The sequence below is a fragment of the Pseudoalteromonas sp. SWN166 genome (assembly GCF_015864485.1).
GTDB lineage: Bacteria > Pseudomonadota > Gammaproteobacteria > Enterobacterales > Alteromonadaceae > Pseudoalteromonas.
This window is the reverse complement of record NZ_JADYXB010000006.1, coordinates 28,742-49,658: the sequence shown is the minus strand read 5'-3', so window position 1 is coordinate 49,658 and position 20,917 is coordinate 28,742. Positions and strand designations below refer to the sequence as shown.

The window sequence follows — 20,917 nt, the reverse complement described above, 5'->3', positions numbered from 1 at the left end:
CTAATTGGTGTGTGTCTAGTCATTTTTAATCTAATTTTTTATTTTTTTCAGCTATCCATTGCGACATGTATTGAGTGCTGCGCATTGTATGATGTTTGAGCATTTGGCCTATGAAGTTTTTTTCGCGATGGGCGTTTAAATCGCTACTTATTGAATCAACTTTTTTAATTAACGCAGTGCTTAATTGGGCTTTGTTGTACAGTGTATTAAGGAGTGTATTGCCATCTTGCTGTGCTTGATCAAAGTCACTTTGATTGTCGTACATTTCAACAGCTGCACTTGCAAAATCATCGGCGGTGTTGGCTATTTTACCAGGCCATGGTAAATCGTTATGCATACCCTCTGCGCCAATATTGGTGGTAACGCTGGGTGTTTGCATAATCATGGCTTCAAGTAATTTACCTTTAATGCCGGCACCAAAGCGAAGTGGCGCTAAACATACGCGTGCGCTTTGCATTACATCAAATGCATTATCGGCCCAACCTTTTATTAAAAACCCTGTTTTAGGGTTATTTAGTGCCGTGGCTTTTGGTGGTGGATAAGAGCCATAAATATGTAGTTCTGCTTTTGGTAGCTGCTTGCGAATAAGTGGCCATATTTTTTGTAGGTAAAGTACAGCATCCCAGTTTGGCGCGTGTCTAAAGTTACCTATGGTCATAAAGTGCTGGCGCTGCTCAAACGTTTTTGTACTTGCAGGGAGTGAGCTTAAATCAACCATAAACGGTAAATGGTGTAATAAGCTTGGCTCTATTTTAAATACGCTGTTTAGTAGGCTCATTTCATAACTTGAAATAATTAAGCTTAGGTCGCAGCGTAAAATAGCGGCAATTTCGCGTTTTGCTATGTCTGAGTGTAAATCGCTGGTTGTAAACTCACGCTCACCTTTAAACGCTTCGTGGCGAGCGTTACGCAGACATTGTAAATCTTCGGTATCTAAAATTTTAATTGCTTGTGGGCAATGTTTATCGACGCGCCAGCCAAACTGTTCTTCCATCATAAAACGGTCAAACATTACTATATCTGGATTATAGGCTTTAACGTATTCGTCAAAGCTATCACAGTTTAGTGCAATGCTTTGACTGGTTATGCCGAAGTCGTCAAGATTTACCATGTGATCGGTGCGCTGCGCGGGCGTTGCAAATTCAACGTCCCAGTTTTGCGCTCTAAATGTATTTAATAACGACATCATGTGCGTTCCCGCAGCAGACGAATTTGGCTCTGGCCATACGTAGCCAATTACCAGCACTTTTTTCATTGGCTAGAATCTCTAATTTGTAAGTTTACATTTACCAGTGTTTTTACTGGCGGGGCTGTATTTTGTAGTAGCTCTTGCAGTATTAAAAGGCACCGCTTAGCTATATCAGTTGTACTAATAGCCACGGTGGTTAAGTGATTATTTATAACCGCGCTATTAGGAATGTGGTGGCAGCTCACTACTTTAATACAGTGATGTGTTAATGAGTTAATAGCGGCAATAACACCTTGGGCAATTATATCGTTTGCACACACAACCGCGTTTAATACTGGGTTGTGATTATACGCTTCTATAAAGGCATGCTTAGCGCTAAGTGCTGTGTTTACTTCGCAGTGAATGGGCGCAAAGGGTGTAATGCTATGCTGCGCGCACGCTGTATTAAAGCCACTTTGCAGTGCTTGTGAATCATTTAAAGTAAGTTCACTGCCTATAAATGCAATGTCTGTCACGCCTTGTGCGAGCAAATGCATGCTGGCTACATGGCTGGCTTTTTTATAGTCGGGTAACACACAAGGAGCTGAGCTAAAGGGCACCTCACTCATAAGAGTAATGACTTTGTGTTGTGCGCTGAGCGTATCAAGCCATTGGGCGCACGTATTAGCAACAGGGCAAATAATAAATGCAGCAGCGTTGTATTCTTTTAAGTTTTTAACTGCGTTTGCTTGTAGTTCAAGGCTATTATTACTGCTTACAATCATGGCTTGTAAGCCATTTTCGTTTAACAAAAGTTGTAGGCTGGTAGCAAGTTGCGCCATAGTTGGGTTTGTTAAATCATTTATAACTATGGCCACTAAGTTAGAACGCTTTGATCGCATAGCTGCAGCATCACGGTTATAAACGTAACCTAACTCATCAATCGCTTTTAATATTTTTTGTTTGCTGGCATTACCCACTTTATCGCTTTGGGTAAGCACTAAAGATACGGTTGATTTTGATACACCAGCACGCTTTGCAACATCAAAAATAGTGACGGATTTAGCTTTGTTATACATTGTATTTTATGTACCGCAGTGGTGAATAAATAGCGTTGTAGTTTAGCTTAATCAGCACTATTAAGTCATCTTTTAGAGCCGTTTAACTTACCTTAATACTTTATGAACAAAGCAAAACGTGTTTATATACGTCTATAAGAGTAAAAAATAACAAAAGGATAAAAACATGAGCGCTTTTAGGCTGTTAGTTGCCTTTATTTGTTGTGCGGCATTAGTGCCAACAAGTTACGCAGAGCAAGGGTATCAAACCCCGTCACCTGAGCTTGCCGCTTTGGTTGATGCTAAGTTAGCACCCACTAGTTACTTATCGAGCGATGGCCAGTGGCTAGCATTGTTTGAACGCAAACGCGTAGTAACCCTTGATGAACTTGCAAAAGAAGAGCTTAAGCTTGCGGGTATTAAGTTGAACCCCGCTAATTTTTCGCGCTCTCGTGTGAGTGCCAAATTTAGTGCGGTGGAGCTAAAGCACGTGCAAAGCGGCACGGTTATTAGCATTAATAACTTACCTAATGGCATTATTCGCTCGCCTAAATGGTCATCTAATAGTAAATATTTAGCCTTTGTTGTTGAGCAACCAACCCAAGCCAACTTATGGCTTTACAGTGTTGAAACCAAACAAGCAAAAGAGCTTTCAAGCGCTGCATTAAATTCGGTATTAACATCATCACCTTATAAATGGCTACCAGATAGCAGCGCGATAGTTGCAAACCTCGCTGTTAATTTTGGCAAGCCTAGGCTTGAAAATAACAGCCAAAATGTAGTGCCTGTTATTCAACAAAGTACCGGCGAAAAAGCACCAGCACGTACTTACCAAAATTTATTAACAAGCCCGTTTGATGAAGCGCAATTTAAGTTTTACGGCCAAGGGCAATTAGCTTACGTCACACTTGATGGCAATACACAAGCAATAGGTAGCCCTTCTTTATTTAAATCGTTTTCGGTGTCACCTGATTCTACCAATATTTTAGTTGCCGGTATTAATGAGCCGTTTTCGTATCAAGTGCCTTACAGCCGATTTGCAAGCACATGGCAAATATGGGGCATGCGCGGCTATGCATTAGCAGAGCTGGCAAAACAGCCACTTGCCGATAACATCCCACAAGGTTATGACAGTGTTCGCACTGGCCGCCGCGATTTTGAATGGCGAGCCGATCAAGGTGCTGAAGTTATTTGGGCCGAGGCGCAAGATGGCGGCGACATAAAAACCGACGTTGAGCATCATGATTATGTTTACAGCTTACGTGCACCCTTTAAACGCGAGCCTAAATTATTTGCCAAAGTAGAACGTCGTTATTCGGGAATAGAGTGGGGCAACGAAAACGTAGCCATGCTGACAGACTGGCGCTTTAGCGATCGGCAAGTTCGTACTTACATAGTGCAACCACGAAATGCCGACAGAAACCGCGTTTTATTTTCAGAGCGTAGTTATAACGATGCGTATAAAGACCCTGGTAATGCAATTTACGAGCGCAACGATTTAGGCGCAAACGTTATTAAAATTGTAGGTGGGCGTTATATTTACCTGCGTGGTAATGGCGCATCAGAGCAAGGTAATGTGCCGTTTTTAGATAGGTACGATGTTAAAACAAATAGCAGCAAGCGTTTATGGCAATCAAAAGCGCCATACTATGAGCGTGTACGTGCACTGCTTGACGACGAAGGTGAGCGATTTATTACTATTCGTGAATCTAAAACTGAGCAACCTAACTTTTTTATACGCGATTTAGGCAACGACACGCTAACGCAGCTAACTACATTTGCTCACCCATACCCTGCATTTAAAGGCGTAATAAAAGAGCAATTGCGTTATAAACGTGACGACGGTGTTGAGCTTTCAGGCACGCTTTATTTACCACCAGGGTACGATAAAACACAAGGCCCGTTACCTGTACTTATGTGGGCTTACCCACTTGAATACAAAGATAAAGCCGTAGCATCGCAAGTACGCGAATCGCCTTATGCATTTACCTACATTGGCTATTGGGGCCCAATGCCTTACCTTGCTAAAGGGATTGCCGTGTTTGACGACCCTAAAATGCCAATAGTGGGTATTGATGGCAGCGAGCCAAACGATAATTTTAGAGAGCAGTTAGTATCAAGTGCGCAAGCCGCAGTTGATGTATTAGTTAAAAAAGGTATTGCCGATAAAAATAAAATAGCCATAGCAGGGCACTCATACGGTGCATTTATGGTTGCTAACTTGTTGGCTCATAGCGATTTATTTAAAACGGGTATTGCCCGCAGTGGCGCGTATAACCGCACATTAACGCCGTTTGGTTTTCAAGGAGAAGAGCGTGATTTTTGGCAAGCACAAAGCGTGTACGCTAATATGTCGCCGTTTTTCCATGCTGAAAAAATTAACGAACCAATGCTGATGATCCACGGTCAAGAAGATCCCAATTCGGGAACTTTCCCAATGCAAAGCGAGCGCATGTACGCTGCACTTAAAGGGCTAGGTAAAGACGTGCGTTTAGTCATGCTCCCTTACGAGGCACATGGTTACCGCGCGCGTAAAAGCTTATTACATGTATTGTGGGAACAAGAACAATGGTTAGATAAGTATTTGTTAAATGATACAGCAGAGCCAGTAGAGGTAATTACCGAACCAGTGACAAGTGCAGGCGAATAGATGCTTACACATACACAGAGGTGCAAGAAGCTCCACCCTCAATCTCACGGCACTTTCCCAATGCAAAGTGAGCGCATGTACGCAGCCCTAAAAGGTTTAGGTAAAGACGTGCGTTTAGTCATGCTCCCTTACGAGGCACATGGTTACCGCGCGCGTAAAAGCTTATTACATGTGTTGTGGGAACAAGAACAGTGGCTAGATAAGTACTTGTTAAATGATAAAGCAGAGCCAGTAGAGGTCATTACTGAACCCGTGGTAAGTACTGGGCAATAGTAATAAACATGAGTAAGTAACAGCGCGGCTACTTATAGCCGCGTTTTTGCTTTTAATATGAGAGTAAATTAATGATTGATGTAGCAGCACTTGCGGTTTTTATTCCTACGTTCTTTTTTGTGTCGATAACGCCTGGTATGTGTATGACCCTTGCCATGACACTCGGTATGAGCATTGGCGTGCGCCGCACATTATGGATGATGATAGGCGAGCTGTTAGGCGTAGCAACCGTTGCTATAGCTGCGGTATTAGGCGTTGCAAGCGTAATGCTAAATTACCCAGATGCGTTCGCTATTTTAAAGTGGGTAGGCGGTGCGTACTTAATTTATATTGGCGTTAACATGTGGCGAGCCAAAGGCAAAATGTCGGTCGATACCTCAAAACCAAGTGACGTAAGTCGGAAGTCGTTATTTACGCAAGGTTTTGTAACCGCAATTGCTAACCCTAAAGGGTGGGCGTTTATGATTTCACTATTACCGCCCTTTATTAGTGTTGAGCACGCAGTAGCCCCTCAGCTTTTAGCACTGCTTGGCGTTATAATGACCACCGAGTTTTTAAGCATGTTGGCTTATGCAACAGGTGGCAAAAGCCTACGTTTATTTTTAGCCCGTGGCGATAACATCAAATGGATGAACCGAATAGCGGGCAGCTTAATGGCTGTAGTAGGTGCGTGGTTAGCATTGGGCTAATTATTAAGGTTCTCTAATTAATATAACAACCCTAACTTATATTAGGGTTGTTATGAAACGCTTATTTATCTAGCGCTTTAAGCTCATCAGTTGTTGTTTTTAATCTGAACTCACGATAAAGCATATCTTCATCATTAGGGCTTAAATTCTTTCCTGACGTTTCGATTAATTTATCAAATAAAGGCTTAGTATTTTCCATAGTTACAAGCGCACATAACTGCTTCTTTCCATCTAAGCGAGCAAAACCAATTTCTTTAGCAATAGCTCCTACTAAACTTTGCTCAGCTACCTGTTTACTTATTTGAGTAAATGATGAATTAGTCGTCGTTGAGTCTTGCTGTTGAGATTGTTTGTTTATTAGTGTATCCATTACTTGCGCTTTAGCACTAATTTGAGTTGCTAGATCTGCACGTGCATTGGCAATAGCTTGTGCTCTACTTGCAGCCATATTTCCTGTCCAGACTACACAGCTAGATGAAGCCAAACCGCCCTCGGGTGCTGTAGGTTGTAAAACCCAGCTTGGAACAGAATCGTTTTCAGCAAGAGGTTGAGACTGTTGTGGCGTTGTACCACATGCTGTAATAACTCCAGCAACTGCCAATATTAAAAGTTTATTTCGCATGATTTACTTCCTTATTGTTTAGGTTCCATTGTTCTAAGTTTTTTTGATATTGAATATCTAATTTACTTACCTTTTGTAAATACTTTTTTGTTTCGTCGTACGGTAAATTACTTACAAGTTGCGCGTACACACCTTCGCTATCTAATTGGTTTATTAAGACTACCGCTTTATTTATATTCGTACTTTTATTTAAGTTAAATGCCTTGGCTACATTACCAGCGCCAGTATTATAAGCTGCAATGGCACAATATCTTCGGCTTATAGGATTATTAATTTTGCGCAAATATCGGGTAGTTAAAATATCTAAGTATCCGGCACCGTAAGTTATATTAGTTTTCGGGTCGAATAACTCTTTAGCTGTTGGGGCTATATCTTTTTTAAATTGTCTGCGAGCAACATCTAAGCCTGCTGAATTTGGCACTATTTGCATTAATCCAAACGCTGGAATATGCGATTTTGCATTAGGATCAAATGACGACTCAGCATGTGAAATAGCTAATAGTAAAGATAATTGGTCTTTAGAAAATTGGCTGTAATAAGTAACAAAAGGTGCTACTTTTTTTTGTAGATAAGTATCGGGTAAAGCGAAAGTATGCGACTTAATGCGTTTGTAGGTAAGGTTTTGTTTTTTTGTTTTTTTAAGCGCATTGTTTAACTTACTAATACGTTGTTTTTTTTCTTTGGTAAGTTGCTCTTTTTGGGTATCAATTTGTGCTTTAGGTAATTGCTCGTTTTTATCTAAACTACTCAATGATTGCTCATGTTGAAAAGTAATTTCATTAATTAACGCGACTTCACTTTCATGTTCGTCTGGCTGTGCTTTTATATCAACTTTTGCTGTTTTTACTGCTTTATCGAGTAAGCTAGGGCTCTTAAAAATATCAGTTAGAACTGGCGATAATTTAACATTATTTAACAGTTGATTTGTTGCTAATAATTCTTCTTGAGAACTTTCTTTTAGCCCTGCTTCATTTGAGTCTTCAAGTGTTTGTACAGTCACTGTCGAATTTTGTTCATCAATAATAATACGTGTTTTTTTATCCGCACTATATTCAACACGCTCTAATAATGAACTTTGTATTGGTTTTGACCAGTTTTGCAATAATCCATCTCTAAATTTATCGTATTCCTCGAGATATGCTTGTCTGAATGCTTGATATTCCAACTGATGATCGTTTTTAAAAGTGGTCTGTTTTACAAGTTGCTGTTTTTTAAATTCTTCAAACGTCGGCGTTGTAGCCCCGCTGTAAGCACTAAATAAAGCAAAAAATAATAAAGTGTGACGCATTTTTTATCCTTAAAAATAAGCGTTAAATTCATACTTGGTCAGTAATGAATCAGAGATGTATTCACTAGATAGCTCAGAAACTGCATAAAATGTAGCCGCAGTGTTAGCAAGTATCTCGGTTGTTTTAGCTAAGGCTTTTTCATCGTCTTGAGTAAGCATTAACTCATCAAGTTTAAATAAAGCTTTTTGCGTTTCATCAAGTAATGGTGCGTAGTTACTAAAGCCAACGCTAAGGTTCAAAAACATACCTTGAGCATTTAACTGCTTTGACTGCATATAATATTTAATATTATGAGAATCAAAATAAAATTCGTTACTTGATTTTATAACATCGCTTAGACTATTAACTCTGAGCATTTTTTTATTAAAAGGAATTAAGGGGGTAAACTCCGGTACCATAGCTTTATCGTATTTTAAGCTGTGCACAGCGATGCCAACTATACGAGTATTTTTATTAATAAGTGTGAGTAAATATTTCGTATTTTTGTAATACCTATATTCGTAATCAGCATTCAAAGATGATGTTTTAATTACTTGCGGAATACCTATTTTTTTTTCAGCGTAAGGTAAATAGTTGCCAATATCTAGCGCAGTAATCTTTTTTTCTTCGATTTGGTTCGTAAAGTGAGTAACGAATCCGTCGTACCCTTCAATTATGAGTGCTTTACTATCGGCCCAATTTCCAAGACCCATTAAAGTAACCATAAGTAAAATAAAGTAACCTTTCAATTTAGCTAACAAAGATTTATTTTCTTCAGTGTTAGCCTCAGGCTCTAAGTTATTTCCTACAGACATTTTCATCCTTAAAATATAGTTTATCAGTGTTAAATATAATTGTTTAAAACATGGCTTAACATAATCGCTAATAAGAATCGATTGCAGTATTTTTTAACTTTACAATGCTATTTATTAAATTAGTTGTGCTGTCTTGATTTGCTAAATGAGTTAGCTCGGTTTTTGAGCGTTTAGAGTAGCTCAAACCTTTTCCTTCAAAACGTTGTTGCCAAATAGACTTTTTGCTTTGTGTATCTATTTGAAGTTTTAACTGTGTAATCACAAGTTTACTTTGTGCTTTTATTATCGAGTTTTTAACTAAATAGGTCACTTCGCAAGCCGAGTTTGTTAATTTATATCCATGCTGTAAAAGTTGCTCAGTTAATAACTCTGTAAGTTGAGAGCTATTTTCGCCCGTTACTTTTAAGCAACTATTTTTTGCGCCTAGCATCGCTTGTTGTTGTTTTATTTTTTCTTGTTGGCCTTCTTCAAGATCGGCTTTACTAATTGAAATAGCTGCATATACAGTACAGTTAATAGGGTCTACATAACGATCATATACTTTTGCGCTTTTTAATAGCTGATTGGTTTGAGACTCAATTACCGATTTGTAATCAGAATGGCTTACTGTGCTTGATGAGGTGTTTTTAATTATTTCTTTCACTGAAATATCAGTGTTTAGTAATTTTGCGAGCTCTTCACGAGCATTTTTAGCTGACCGACGTTCATCAATTGTTTTTAAACCAGAGCATTGTGAGGAGCCTGAACTAGCTAATTTTTCATCATCAACAATATCGATTCCTACCCACTTAGGTTGGGTATTTTTTGAATAGTATGAACTGCAACTACAATGTGATGCTGCATTAGTAAAAAAAGGGCTTAATGCTATAGCCGCTAATAGTAGTGAGAGTATTCTAGTAGTCATAGTTTCACCAATAGCAATAAGGCCTAACAAAAAGATGATAGGCCTTAACTTAAATTATAAACGGTTTGAGGTTGTTGCTAGAGTTAGCTTTGCGTTATCAGATTCACGCTCAGTAACTCTTACTTGGCCTTCAATAACAAACTTAAGTTCGTCAACATCTAATGTTAAGTTGCTCGCTTTATCATAATACGCTTTTGCTAATTCTAAATCGTTTGCTCTTTCTGCACACAGACCATTGTTATAGTTTATCGCTAATGATTCTGAATATTGGCTTTGGGCTTTGGCAAAGATTTTACAAGCGTTATCAGGCATGTCTTTTTCTGCAAACTCAATAGCTAGGTCTAATAACTCTTCTGCCTTATCAGTTAAATCTGAATCATCAGATTCCATTAATTCTATGTTTTTAGTTACTTGGTGTGGTGCAACATCTTGTTTTAATTCTTCTATTACAGCAGCGAGGGCTTTGCCTCTTAGCACTGAATCAGATGGATGAGGGTCGTCACCTTTACATACTTTACTACTAGATTGGTGTGAATATTGTTTAGTAAAAATAATTTGCCCTGTTTCTACAGATACAGCCTTAGGCATAAAGTATACTTTCGCAATTTTTTCTGAGCATTGAACCGTTACTTCTCTAGATTTTTCACACTTGTACCATTTATCACCTTTTTGTATACATTCACTGTCTTTTTCGTAGTAAGTAGAGGTGTCTACATCTGCTGTGTAACTAGCAGTGACAAGTGTATCTGCACCTGTAAGTTTACCTAAGCGGGTTCTATTTTTTGAGTTAGTGATATCGCTTTCATTGAACCGTTGTTGCTCTATAATTTTACTAAGCGAAGTTTTATCAACAAAGGTGAAGTAAGATTGGCCATTCACACGAATGCTTGAAAGATTTGTTTCAATTATACTTGTAGCCGCGCTTCTGTTACTTGAAATAACCGCAATACGTTTCATTTTCTCAGTGCCGCTTTCTTTTGCCGCTTCTGTATAAATAATAGGTAATTTAGCCGTTGTGAGGGAGTTATTTAAACTAGTAATACCTTTGTTAAGAGTGTCAGTAACTACACAGCCAGAAAGCATTATGCTTGATATTAAAGCGATTTTTATTCCCTTTATCATCTAATTAGTCCTTTATTAAGTTAGTGTTCATTTAAAGTGTTTTTAACATTTGTTACTGTGAGGGTCAACCATATAGATGAATATATACTTTTAAATAAGCCTTTATTCTTATTTTTAGATGAGTATATTACAGTTAATTAACTTAGAAAGCCCAAAATAAAGTTAGTAAGAAACTACAGTTAATAATCAGATTTATTAATTCATTATTTGTAAAACAGTTTGGCCTTATAGTTGGTTGACATTGTCAATCAATTTGCTATGGTAGACTTTGTCATCTAATTTAAAGCCTAAGGTATGCCTAAATGAGTACTCCTGTAACCGTAAATCTAGCACTAGTTGAGCCTAAAAAAACGCCTCTTATTTATAAAATACTGGTTATGGTAAGTATTATCACTCTAATCGGCGGTACTCTAACTGGCATTATGACTTATGTGAATGTGGGTGTTACAGAGCATTTTTATGCCGACTGGTTTACCTCGTTTATAAGTGCAGTATTAGTTATGACGCCTGTTGGTTTTGTAATGATAACCTTAATGCATAAGCTAGTTAATAAGTTATTGCCTACTAGTAGCGAGCTAAAACGTAATTTAGTTATTAGTGTTTTTATGGCGTTGATAATGGAGTCGGTGATGGCGTTTGTTACCGCTACTAACAATATTGGCTATGCAGATATGCGTGTATTTGTAACTGGATGGACTGAAGGGTTATTAGCCGCATTACCAATAGGTTTAACTATAATGCTGATAATGTCGGTTACAGTAAAACCTAAAATAGAACGTTTTTTAAAAAGCTAATAACAAAAAAGAGCCATTGGCTCTTTTTTATTATTTAGTGTTTAGTTGCTAGCTAAATTGCGCCATTCAAAAAGGGTGCTGTTCGGCTTATTTTAGATTGAGCCACATCGGTAGGTTTCCCTTGCGCCACTATTAACCCGCCTTCATCGCCTGCACCAGGGCCTATATCAATAACCCAATCACTATTGCTGGCTACTTGCATATCGTGCTCAACCATAATAACGGTGTTGCCGGCATCAACGAGCCCATTTAATTGCGCCATTAACATGGCCACATCTTTAGGGTGCAGGCCGGTAGTTGGCTCATCTAAAATATAGAGGGTATCGCCGCGTTGTGTGCGCTGTAACTCAGTGGCAAGTTTAATGCGCTGGGCTTCACCGCCCGAGAGTTCTGTAGCTGGTTGCCCCAAACGTAAGTAACCAAGACCCACTTGCAGCAACGCATTTAGCGCACGTAAAATAGCGGGTTCATCGGCAAAAAATGTATGCGCCGACTCAACTGTTAAATTAAGCACATCGGCAATGGTTTTATCTTTGTAAGTAACCTCAAGTGTTTTTTCGTTATAGCGTTTACCGTTACACACAGGGCAAGGCGAATACACACTAGGTAAAAATAAAAGCTCTACGCTTACAAAGCCAACACCTTCGCAGTTTTCGCAGCGACCTTTTTTTACGTTAAACGAAAAACGACCTGCATCGTACTTACGTGCTTTAGCTTCTTTGGTATTGGCAAACAGTTTACGAACATGATCGAATAACCCCGTGTAAGTTGCCAGGTTGGAGCGAGGTGTGCGTCCAATGGCTTTTTGATCAACCGTTATTAGGCGTTTTATATGCTCAATGCCTTGAGTAATTTTGCCCTCGGTTGTTATATCGAGCTCTTGGTCGAGCAGTTCGGCTTCGTCTGTAGGTATTTGTGGCAGCGATTTTTGCCCAAGTGTATCGTAAACAAGTTCAACTAAAGCTTGGCTTACTAAACTCGATTTACCAGAGCCAGACACGCCCGTAACGCTTGTAATAACGCCCAGCGGAAATTCTACATCGAGTTTTTGTAAATTATTACGCTCAATACCGGTAAGCTTTAGCCATGCTTTTGCGCTGCGTTGTGGTTTGTTACTTTGTTTTAAAAGCTTTTCATCATTTTTAAAAAGGTATTGGCTAGTGTGCGAGCTGGTCACTTTTTGCAAACCTTCAACAGGGCCGCTATAAACAATATTACCGCCGTGAGTGCCCGCATTTGGGCCTACATCAACCACCCAATCGGCGTGGCGAATAACACTTACGTCGTGCTCAACCACAAATACTGAGTTACCGGCTGCTATTAGCTCATCTAACGCGGCTAATAATGCTTGTGTATCTGCCGGGTGTAAACCTGCCGAAGGTTCATCTAATACATAAACCACCCCAAACAGCTTTGAGCGAATTTGCGTAGCAAGCCTTAGGCGTTGTAATTCACCAGGCGATAATGATGGGGTGGTGCGTTCAAGCGATAAATACCCTAAGCCAAGTTTGGTAAGTGCTTCAACTCGCTTAAGAATGTCGCTGGCTATACGCTTTGCTACTATGGCTTTTTCTGGGTTAGCAGCGTTGTTTTTAGGCTTTTTATTAGCAGCAATACTAAGGGTTTGAGCCAGTTCACTTAATGTTAGCTGCGAGATTTCGCCAATATCAAGCCCAGAAAATTTAACCGACAGCGACTCTTTTTTCAGCTTTTTGCCATTACACTGTGGGCAAGGTGATATTTGCATATACTGCGACACGCGCTTTTTAGTACGTGGGCTTTGAGTGCTCGCAAACGATTGTAAAACAAAGCGTTTAGCGCTCGAGAATGTACCCATGTAACTTGGGCTTTCTTCATTTTTAATAGCCGCTTGTGTTTGCTCAAGTGTGTACTCAGGAAATACCGGCACCGTAGGCGTATCGTCGGTAAATAAAATCCAATCGCGTGCTTTTTTAGGCAGAGTATTCCAAGGTTTATCAATATCGTAACCTAACGAGGTCAGTATTCGGCTTAGGTTTTTACCTTGCCATGCTGGAGGCCACGCGGCTATTGCGCGTTCTCTAATTGATTTAGTGGGGTCGGGCACTAGCAGCTCTTCGGTTACGTTAAATACACGGCCAATACCGTGGCATTCTGGGCACGCGCCTTGCGGGGTATTAGGCGAAAACGCATCGGCATAAAGTATACCTTGGCCTTTTGGGTATTCACCCGCGCGCGAATACAACATACGCAGCGCGTTAGATATTGTAGTTACACTGCCCACAGATGAGCGTACCGACGGCACACCGCGCTGTTGCTGCAATGCAACCGCAGGTGGTAGCCCTTCAATTGAATCAACATCGGGCTCATCTACTTGGTCTATTAATCTGCGTGCATATGGGGATACCGAATCAAGATATCGGTGCTGCGATTCGGCAAATAATGTACCAAAAGCTAGCGATGATTTACCCGATCCCGATATACCGGTAAAAACAACAAGTGAATTACGGGGTAGATCTACATCCACATCTTTTAAGTTATGAACACGTGCGCCTCTTACTTGAATGCTGTGCTCAGGGTTTAATAAAGCCGATTGTGCATTATTAACCGCTTGGGGACTTTTAGGTGTGGTTGGCATGTAGTTTACTCCTGTTTAATAACCTTATGATTATGCAAGCCTTTCAAGGTATAAACCTTACAGTAGTCTCACTGAATGTGCGCTTATTCAAAATATGCATTAAATTATGATTATTGTGCGTTTACATAATAGGTAAAAACTGAGAGTATAAATTTTCAACGATTGTTTTTAAAAACACAATTTAATAAAAGGAAGTTGCACTGTGTTTAAAGCCTTAGTTTTGATTTTTATCGTGTTTCCATCGGCAGTTGCTGCCAACACCTCAAACACTCTCAATAATGTATTAAATGTTGATCGTGCTATACCCAGCAGTATTCATTTATCGTTTCCAAACGATAATAATATAACGCCTAAAAAATCTGACTTCACAATTTTAAATTACGTTCTTATGAGCAATAACGAAGGCGAGCGCTGGGCCGTTATTACGCTAAATAATTTATCGTCAGGCAACCGCGAACTCAATCAAGATCATATATTAGCATTGTTTGCAGATGGCAGCAGATTAACGCCAATAGAATTTAAGCTCGGTTTTAAAGGTAGTGAAACACAATCAGTCACCGTCTCGTTTGCTGAGCATAAGTTTCCTATTTTAAGTGTGTATTCGAGTAACGAGCTGTAATTATTATTAGTGCGATCATGCTGCCTTAGGTTCTTGTTTTAAAGTTAAGGAATTACTATGAAATTTGAAGATGCGCAACAAAATATGAACCTCGCATATTTTGGTGGTGGAACGGGCGTATTAGTGTCTGGCTTGGTTTGGTGTATAGCTGGCTTTGTCGCACTACTGCATTCAAATCAAGTAAGTATGCTTACTTTGTTTTTTGGTGGCATGTTTATACATCCTTTAGCCATATTACTTTCAAAAGCGCTTAAACGCTCTGGCAATCACGACCCTAAAAACCCATTAGGTAAATTGGCCTTAGAAAGCACTATTATTTTATTTGTTGGTTTGTTTTTAGCGTTTTACGTAGCAAAACTTCAAGCTGAATGGTTTTATCCAATAATGCTGATGATAATTGGTGTTCGTTATTTAATTTTTAACACCTTATATGGCATGAAAATCTATTGGATTTTGGGTGCTTTGCTTATGTTTTTTGGCATGTTGTGTATTATATTAAATGCCAATTTTGTAATTGGCGCCTTTATTGGCGGGATAACCGAAATACTATTTGCGCTAGTGATATTTTCCCAATCGAAAGGGCTGGTTTTAAAAACTGAATAACAAGCGGTCATAATGGTAAAAGTAGTGTGCTGTTGGCGGTGTTTGTCAAACTAGTTGTCGCGATCACTTCGTTATGCACTCTCCACTTTAACGGTTTCACGTTCAGGGTTTAGGTGCACTTCTTCTGGTAAATCACATTGCAAAAACGCCAGTAGATAAACCTTTTCAAAAATTTGCTTGGGAAAAGTAGTCTTTATTATAGCTAATTAATATTAGCTATAATTTTTTGGTTTTTTAGGCGCTTTGGAGCGACTGTGGATTAGCTTCCTAAGGCGGAAATGGGCATAAAGCGACTTGAAAATTCATCTCTAAATGAGTAGCCAGACCTATGATTTAATTCAAATGATACTATTTTAAAATTACACAAGTATCGTTTTTCTCTAGCCAAGTTCTAGTATTAAATTACGGAGCTTATCAGCTAGATCAGGTGACTTAATTAAAGCACCATGACAAGGAAGTAAAATTTTAGGCGGTGAAATTTCAATAAGTTGCATTACCGCGCTGGCAAAGACTTTTCGATCTTTAATACCAAAATTAGGAAATACTTTAACCATTTTTACAATGTCACATATTGGGCCTTCAGTATGTTTTTGGCCCGAAAAGGCATCCACAACATGCCAAATATAGCCAATCTGCGCTGACTCTATAAGCCAAACCTCACCATTTTTCAAACCACTGGGTTCTTCTAGGGTAAGTCCTTCTGGTAGTGCATTGGCTAGCGATGATAATTCTTTGAACGTTAGCCCTGTCCTGTCAGTCAAGCGTGCATGAGCACTCTCAGATGCCACTAAATGAGCTTTTGGGGTAGGCTTTTGAGTATTCTATCAAACCAGCATTATGGTAGGTATAGGGGCGAGTAGATATTGGACTTCGCCTAATTCGATTAGGCTATCTTTAGCCTCTTCACTGAGGCCTGACACTGGACTATATAAACAAACGCCACCTGTTCTCAGTTTAATAGCCGTGCATCTAAGGCTATTTTTGGTGGCGGTATATAATGTAGCAGAGCCATCAACTGCTTCAAACGTGGATAATTTAGCTGCCATCGGTACTTTCTTTGTCGTGGTCAAATTATAGTGTCAAATTATAGCGGTCAAATAAATCTGCTCATGGTTCCGTAGTCTACCCAATATAACGCTTAAGCATTTTTTCTATTTGACCACTAGCCCTATAATTAGTGTTTATTTAATAACTTTTTTATACCAATCGACAATACCTTCACCAATTTCGTGTGGATGCGACTCTTGTAGATAATGCTTTCCTTCACCTAAATCTACTGCAGTAATATTTTTCCACGTTTCAGCGATATGCTCACCTAATTCTCGATTAATAATTAGTCCTGGCTCTGCATAAAATAACAACTTAGGCACATCTGAATTTTTGTGGTATTCATTATATGAATTAACAATGTCAGTGGTAAATTTTGGGACGCCATCAAACGAAATTTGACCAGGCCACATAAGCAGTGGTTTACGGCTCTTTTCTTCCAAATAAGGCGCTCGGTAATGGTCCATTTCTTCTTGAGTTAATTCTCTGCCCGCCATCATGGGTAGCATAGCCTCAATAAAGAAGTTGTTTTTAACAATCATTTCATGCCCTTCTGCAGGGTCACGAAATTTTTTAAATAATGTTTCTGTCTCTTTAGTCGTATTTTTCCAATAAGAAACTTGAGACATAGCTTCAAAAAAAACAATCCCTTTTATATTTTCTCTATGCTGATTGGCATAGTTAAAACCTAAAGCAGAACCCCAATCTTGAATGACTATAATGATATTTTTTAAGGCTAACTTTTCAATAAACGCATCTAAATAGGTAATATGGTCTTCAAATGTATAGTCTATATCGGGCTTGTCAGACTTACCCATTCCAATAAGATCGGGAACAACTACACGACCTAACGGACTTACATGCGGAATGATGTTTCGCCATAAATAACTTGATGTAGGGTTTCCGTGTATGAGTAAAAAAGTATCTTTAGAACTTTTGTCTCCTTCATCGACATAATGCATTTTAGAATCTAATACAGCTTGAAATTTAGATTCAAAAGGAAACGCTGCTGATATTGGTTTGTTGTTTGACATATTTATTCCTTTTTAAATGTTTAAATTGAATTTTTGCGATTTAAAACTCTTGCTGCTTTTCTAATTTGCTTCAGTTTTTCCCGTTTTGTTTTATCCCATTTTTCTGTACCTGCACTATATCCATAAGCACATATTTTAGTTGCGTTTTCAAATAGAAATTCTTCCTGCTCTTTAGGGTATATATTTCCTATTTCTCTAAGTGTCCAACCCACTCCTTTTTCAACATAATAAGCGTGGTCAGAAATTAAAGGTGCTACCAAATCTATAAGTACTTGAAAAGGTAAATAGTGTTTTCTATGAGCGCTGTAATAAAGTAAACCCACTATGCTTTGTCTTCTATGCCATGGGTTTGTAGACGTATTCCATTTTTTATACGTTGGCAAAATTAATGCTGCATCATATTCTACTAATTGAGCATATATTTTTGAAATGCCATCGCTTGTTTCCCATCGATTAATTTTGTCTTGCCATAATTTAATCGTTGGCCAAGCGGCCAGCATTTCATCTTTGTTTTTAATATGCTCCTCCAAGAAATACAAACAAAACATTTCAGCTCTATACACTTTGGTGTTCGTCCAGATATAACTCCATATCGCTAGTTGTTCATAAAAAGACATGTGTTTAAAAGAAAAACCTCTTTCAAAAGCTTTTCTTTGTAAAGGAACGGTTTCACCTGCTTTAGAAGTGATTGTTTCTATTTCTTGAAGGTAGTTTTGCATATTATTTAAAACTCTAATATTAATAGCTTCTTTCGCTAATATATTATTTTATAGTGGTTAGCGAATCGTTGGTTATAAATTAATTGCTAGCGGTTAATGCCGAGCTAATTACTTCATTACCATGATAAAGTTCAAATATCTGGTTACTGACTTCGTCACGATTAATGTAATACTCTATTGATTTAGCGACATCTTCTCTGCTAATGAATAAATCATTCGTAGAAGTCGAACGCGTGGTTGTTATGAGCCCGTTGCCTTTATCATTAGTAAGGAGTCCCGGTCTAAGAATGGTGTAATTTAGGCCACTGGATAATAGGTACTGATCGGCAAAATACTTTGCCACCAAATAGGGTTTTATTTCTGATTCAAATTCGTCAGGGTCTTGTGCGCCTAAACCACTTACCATTACAAAATGTTGTATACCTTCCTTTAAAGAATAATCAACTGCTTTTTTTGCTGCCCATAAATCTATTAGAAGTGTTTTATCGTCGCCTGTATTACCGCCAGAACCTGCACTAAATACTACTTTATCGCAGTCCTTAAAAGCGTGTTCAAAATCAGTTTCAAGATCGCCAACAACAGCCTCTACACCCATATTTTCTAACTTCTCAGCTTGTTGTTTGCTACGAACCATTGCGAGCACTGGGCGATCCTGATTGTGAAGCAACTCAACCACTATTTTACCAATCTGGCCATTAGCGCCAATAATGAGTGTTTTTTTCATTTTTTATACCTTTTAAAGCAACTGTTTCACGTTGACCTGCCAAACAAAATACAAAAAAGGCAGGATCAACTCACATTAGATTAGAAGTCTTGAATTGTTGGTCTGATAATAATTTCGTTAATATCGACATCATCTGGTTGTTCAATCGCATAGGCGACAGCTTTAGCAATAGATAACGCTGGAATAGCGACTTTATAAATATCTTGAACAAATTGAGAGGTGGCTTCATCCGAACTACCGAATTTTAATTCAGAATCAATTAAGCCAGGTGATAATAGCGTTGTACGTATATTGCCACCCACTTCCGCTCTCAATCCTTCTGTTATCGCTTTAACCGCAAATTTTGTACCGCTATAGACAGCCGAACCCGGTGAAACTTTATGTGCAGCAACGGAAGCGAGATTAATAAAGTGACCACTATTTTGTTTGGTAAACACGGGAAGTGCAGCGGCGATACCGTAAAGTACCCCTTTGATATTAATGTCGACCATGCGATCCCATTCATCAACCTTAACCTCAGCCATCGGAGCAATTGACATCAAGCCGGCATTATTGACCATGACATCTAAGCGTCCAAAAGTCTCAATCGCCTTGTCGACAAGCATTTTAACCTGATCGGATTTGGTGACATCCATCGTGACATATTCAGCTTCGCCACCCTCAGCACGAATATCATTTACGATAGCTGCTAGTTTTTCACTACGACGCGCACCCAATACGACTTTAGCACCTTTTTGAGCCAGAAAACGCGCAGTTGCTTCACCTAAACCACTGCTTGCACCCGTTATAACAATCACTTTATTTTCTATATTTGTATTCATTGGATATAGCCTATTTATTATTCATTTCTAAGTGAACAAGCGCTTTTTCTGCAATTTCAACACCGTATTCTTGAACAAAGTGTCCTGCTTCTGCAATTTTTAAGGGCTCAGGGCAGCCTTTAATAAAGCTTCTTAAGTACTCCATTGGGCCTTCGCCTAAAGCTGTATCTTTCATGCCTATCGCCATGAAACTTTGACCGTTCCAGTCTTTTGACCAAAACTCTCTTGCGCGTTTTCCGTGCTCAACACCATCCATCGTTGGCTCGACAGGCACCATGGCGGGAAAGCGTCTTACGCCTGCTTTATAGCTGTTATCTGGAAATGGCGCATCGTAAGCTATAACATCCATCACAGATACGGCTGGCCCTGCGTCACAGGCAAATAAACCACCGACTGGTATTTCAGGGGCATTTGCGCAGAAATCTCGCCACTGATAAAACCCTTCAGGGGCGGTTTCACCCACCGATATTGCCGTGTTCATAACAATCAAATTTTTGAATCGATCTTGCATATCCATTGGGATTGTTAACCCTAGAATTCCGCCCCAGTCTTGACAGACCAACGTAATATTTTTCAGATCAAGGCGTTCAATTAATCGCATTAAACTATCACGGTGAAAATCAAAGGTATAAACCGATTCATCAACGGGTTTATCTGAACGACCAAAGCCAAACAAATCAGGCGCAACAACACGATGACCAGCGCCCGTAAATATAGGAAGCATTTTTCTATATAAGTAGCTCCATGAAGGCTCACCGTGTAAACATAAAAAAGTGTTTTCAGATGAGGAATCACCCTCGTCGATGTAGGCCATGCGTAAAGACTCAAAACCAGCTAAATCATCAATGTAGTTAGGTTGGTAAGGAAAGGCCGGTAATACAGAGAATCTTTCTTCTGGTGTTCTTAATGCTTTAATCGTCATAATATTTCTCCTGAAAAGTAGTTTATTTAAGTTAATGTTATCAATGCTAAAATTATTAATTTATAAGTTACTGAGTTTTGCCTAAAAATAGGGATTTAAAGGGCTGCTCGGATGCTCGCATACTGCCAATGATGTAAACAAAGGCGGTAATAAGATCCATGACAGAAATATAGACAAAGATCTTTGGTGCCAAGCCTAATGAAGCGGCATATGTAACAATGATAAAGCCGACCATTCTTACCAATCCGTTCCAAACAATAAGAGGGGCACGGGTTTTAATGTCTGAAGTAGCCCAAAGTAACGCAGCGCCCATAAGCATAAAAGATACGCCCAATACCACCGTGATAATTAACGTGTCTGCTTGAGGTGCCATCAGCGCTGAAATAATCATGCCTAGTGCGATTGGAAAGTTGAATAGAGCAGTAATTTGTACGAATTTTTTAAACAT

Annotated in this window: 21 protein-coding genes; 6 read left to right on the top strand and 15 right to left on the bottom strand. The window is 39.1% G+C overall.

Annotated elements, in window-relative coordinates:
• Nucleotides 1-25: 25 nt before the first annotated feature.
• Complete coding sequence (locus I6F49_RS05215; RefSeq protein ID WP_197178891.1) at nt 26-1,255, bottom strand: glycosyltransferase; 1,230 nt, start codon at nt 1,253-1,255, stop codon at nt 26-28.
• Nucleotides 1,252-2,247 (bottom strand): LacI family DNA-binding transcriptional regulator, encoded by a 996-nt coding sequence (locus I6F49_RS05210; protein WP_197178889.1) that lies wholly within the window; start codon nt 2,245-2,247, stop codon nt 1,252-1,254. Before I6F49_RS05210 ends, I6F49_RS05215 begins: the two co-directional genes overlap by 4 nt.
• 166 nt (nt 2,248-2,413) lie before the next feature.
• Between I6F49_RS05210 and I6F49_RS05205 the strand changes: the two genes are divergently transcribed.
• The 3 genes from I6F49_RS05205 to I6F49_RS05195 all read left to right on the top strand — a co-directional run bounded on the left by I6F49_RS05205 (nt 2,414) and on the right by I6F49_RS05195 (nt 5,838).
• Entirely contained in the window at nt 2,414-4,876 is a 2,463-nt protein-coding gene (locus I6F49_RS05205) for a S9 family peptidase (protein ID WP_197178887.1), read from the top strand.
• Nucleotides 4,877-5,149 carry an alpha/beta hydrolase family protein gene (locus I6F49_RS05200; protein WP_197178885.1) on the top strand — a complete coding sequence of 91 codons (273 nt, stop codon included), beginning with the start codon at nt 4,877-4,879 and terminating at the stop codon, nt 5,147-5,149.
• A gap of 71 nt (nt 5,150-5,220) precedes the next feature.
• Complete coding sequence (locus I6F49_RS05195; protein WP_197178883.1) at nt 5,221-5,838, top strand: LysE family translocator; 618 nt, start codon at nt 5,221-5,223, stop codon at nt 5,836-5,838.
• A gap of 61 nt (nt 5,839-5,899) precedes the next feature.
• Here I6F49_RS05195 and I6F49_RS05190 read toward each other — a convergent pair whose 3' ends face one another.
• The 5 genes from I6F49_RS05190 to I6F49_RS05170 form a co-directional block, all read right to left on the bottom strand.
• Nucleotides 5,900-6,460: an LPP20 family lipoprotein gene (locus tag I6F49_RS05190; RefSeq protein ID WP_166420353.1), complete on the bottom strand. Its 561-nt coding sequence runs from the start codon at nt 6,458-6,460 to the stop codon at nt 5,900-5,902.
• Complete coding sequence (locus I6F49_RS05185; protein ID WP_166420352.1) at nt 6,450-7,748, bottom strand: transglycosylase SLT domain-containing protein; 1,299 nt, start codon at nt 7,746-7,748, stop codon at nt 6,450-6,452. The genes I6F49_RS05190 and I6F49_RS05185 overlap by 11 nt, the downstream gene beginning before the upstream one ends.
• A gap of 9 nt (nt 7,749-7,757) precedes the next feature.
• Nucleotides 7,758-8,543 (bottom strand): ETEC_3214 domain-containing protein, encoded by a 786-nt coding sequence (locus I6F49_RS05180; protein ID WP_166420351.1) that lies wholly within the window; start codon nt 8,541-8,543, stop codon nt 7,758-7,760.
• 67 nt (nt 8,544-8,610) lie between these two features.
• On the bottom strand, nt 8,611-9,447 hold the full coding sequence (locus I6F49_RS05175; protein ID WP_231615040.1) for a TonB-dependent receptor: 837 nt from the start codon (nt 9,445-9,447) through the stop codon (nt 8,611-8,613).
• Between the two features lie 54 nt (nt 9,448-9,501).
• Nucleotides 9,502-10,569: a hypothetical protein gene (locus I6F49_RS05170; RefSeq protein WP_166420349.1), complete on the bottom strand. Its 1,068-nt coding sequence runs from the start codon at nt 10,567-10,569 to the stop codon at nt 9,502-9,504.
• Nucleotides 10,570-10,871: 302 nt separating this feature from the next.
• On the opposite strand from I6F49_RS05170, the gene I6F49_RS05165 reads away from it, so the two are divergent.
• Nucleotides 10,872-11,363, top strand: coding sequence for a DUF2798 domain-containing protein (locus I6F49_RS05165; RefSeq protein ID WP_197178881.1), 492 nt, complete (start codon nt 10,872-10,874; stop codon nt 11,361-11,363).
• Between the two features lie 52 nt (nt 11,364-11,415).
• On the opposite strand, the gene uvrA is transcribed toward I6F49_RS05165, so the two are convergent.
• A complete protein-coding gene (gene uvrA, locus I6F49_RS05160; protein WP_197178879.1) occupies nt 11,416-13,980 on the bottom strand; it encodes an excinuclease ABC subunit UvrA in 2,565 nt (854 codons plus the stop codon).
• Between the two features lie 202 nt (nt 13,981-14,182).
• Here uvrA and I6F49_RS05155 point away from each other — a divergent pair, with 202 nt between their 5' ends.
• Nucleotides 14,183-14,599 carry a hypothetical protein gene (locus I6F49_RS05155; RefSeq protein WP_197178877.1) on the top strand — a complete coding sequence of 139 codons (417 nt, stop codon included), beginning with the start codon at nt 14,183-14,185 and terminating at the stop codon, nt 14,597-14,599.
• Nucleotides 14,600-14,656: 57 nt separating this feature from the next.
• Nucleotides 14,657-15,202, top strand: coding sequence for a DUF7010 family protein (locus I6F49_RS05150; RefSeq protein ID WP_197178875.1), 546 nt, complete (start codon nt 14,657-14,659; stop codon nt 15,200-15,202).
• 380 nt (nt 15,203-15,582) lie between these two features.
• Here I6F49_RS05150 and I6F49_RS05145 read toward each other — a convergent pair whose 3' ends face one another.
• From I6F49_RS05145 to I6F49_RS05115, 7 genes are all read right to left on the bottom strand, one after another.
• The gene (locus I6F49_RS05145; protein ID WP_165742160.1) at nt 15,583-15,990 is read right to left on the bottom strand and encodes a hypothetical protein; all 408 of its coding nucleotides are present in this window, start codon (nt 15,988-15,990) and stop codon (nt 15,583-15,585) included.
• A 393-nt stretch (nt 15,991-16,383) separates the two neighbouring features.
• The gene (locus I6F49_RS05140; protein WP_165728953.1) at nt 16,384-17,283 is read right to left on the bottom strand and encodes a haloalkane dehalogenase; all 900 of its coding nucleotides are present in this window, start codon (nt 17,281-17,283) and stop codon (nt 16,384-16,386) included.
• Nucleotides 17,284-17,303: 20 nt separating this feature from the next.
• Nucleotides 17,304-18,002, bottom strand: a complete 699-nt coding sequence (locus tag I6F49_RS05135; RefSeq protein WP_165728952.1) for a DNA alkylation repair protein — start codon at nt 18,000-18,002, stop codon at nt 17,304-17,306.
• A 79-nt stretch (nt 18,003-18,081) separates the two neighbouring features.
• Nucleotides 18,082-18,726 (bottom strand): SDR family oxidoreductase, encoded by a 645-nt coding sequence (locus tag I6F49_RS05130; RefSeq protein WP_165741145.1) that lies wholly within the window; start codon nt 18,724-18,726, stop codon nt 18,082-18,084.
• An 80-nt stretch (nt 18,727-18,806) separates the two neighbouring features.
• The gene (locus I6F49_RS05125) at nt 18,807-19,547 is read right to left on the bottom strand and encodes an SDR family oxidoreductase (RefSeq protein ID WP_165728950.1); all 741 of its coding nucleotides are present in this window, start codon (nt 19,545-19,547) and stop codon (nt 18,807-18,809) included.
• 10 nt (nt 19,548-19,557) lie between these two features.
• Complete coding sequence (locus I6F49_RS05120) at nt 19,558-20,469, bottom strand: haloalkane dehalogenase (RefSeq protein WP_110924242.1); 912 nt, start codon at nt 20,467-20,469, stop codon at nt 19,558-19,560.
• A gap of 67 nt (nt 20,470-20,536) precedes the next feature.
• A complete protein-coding gene (locus I6F49_RS05115; RefSeq protein WP_165728949.1) occupies nt 20,537-20,917 on the bottom strand; it encodes a hypothetical protein in 381 nt (126 codons plus the stop codon).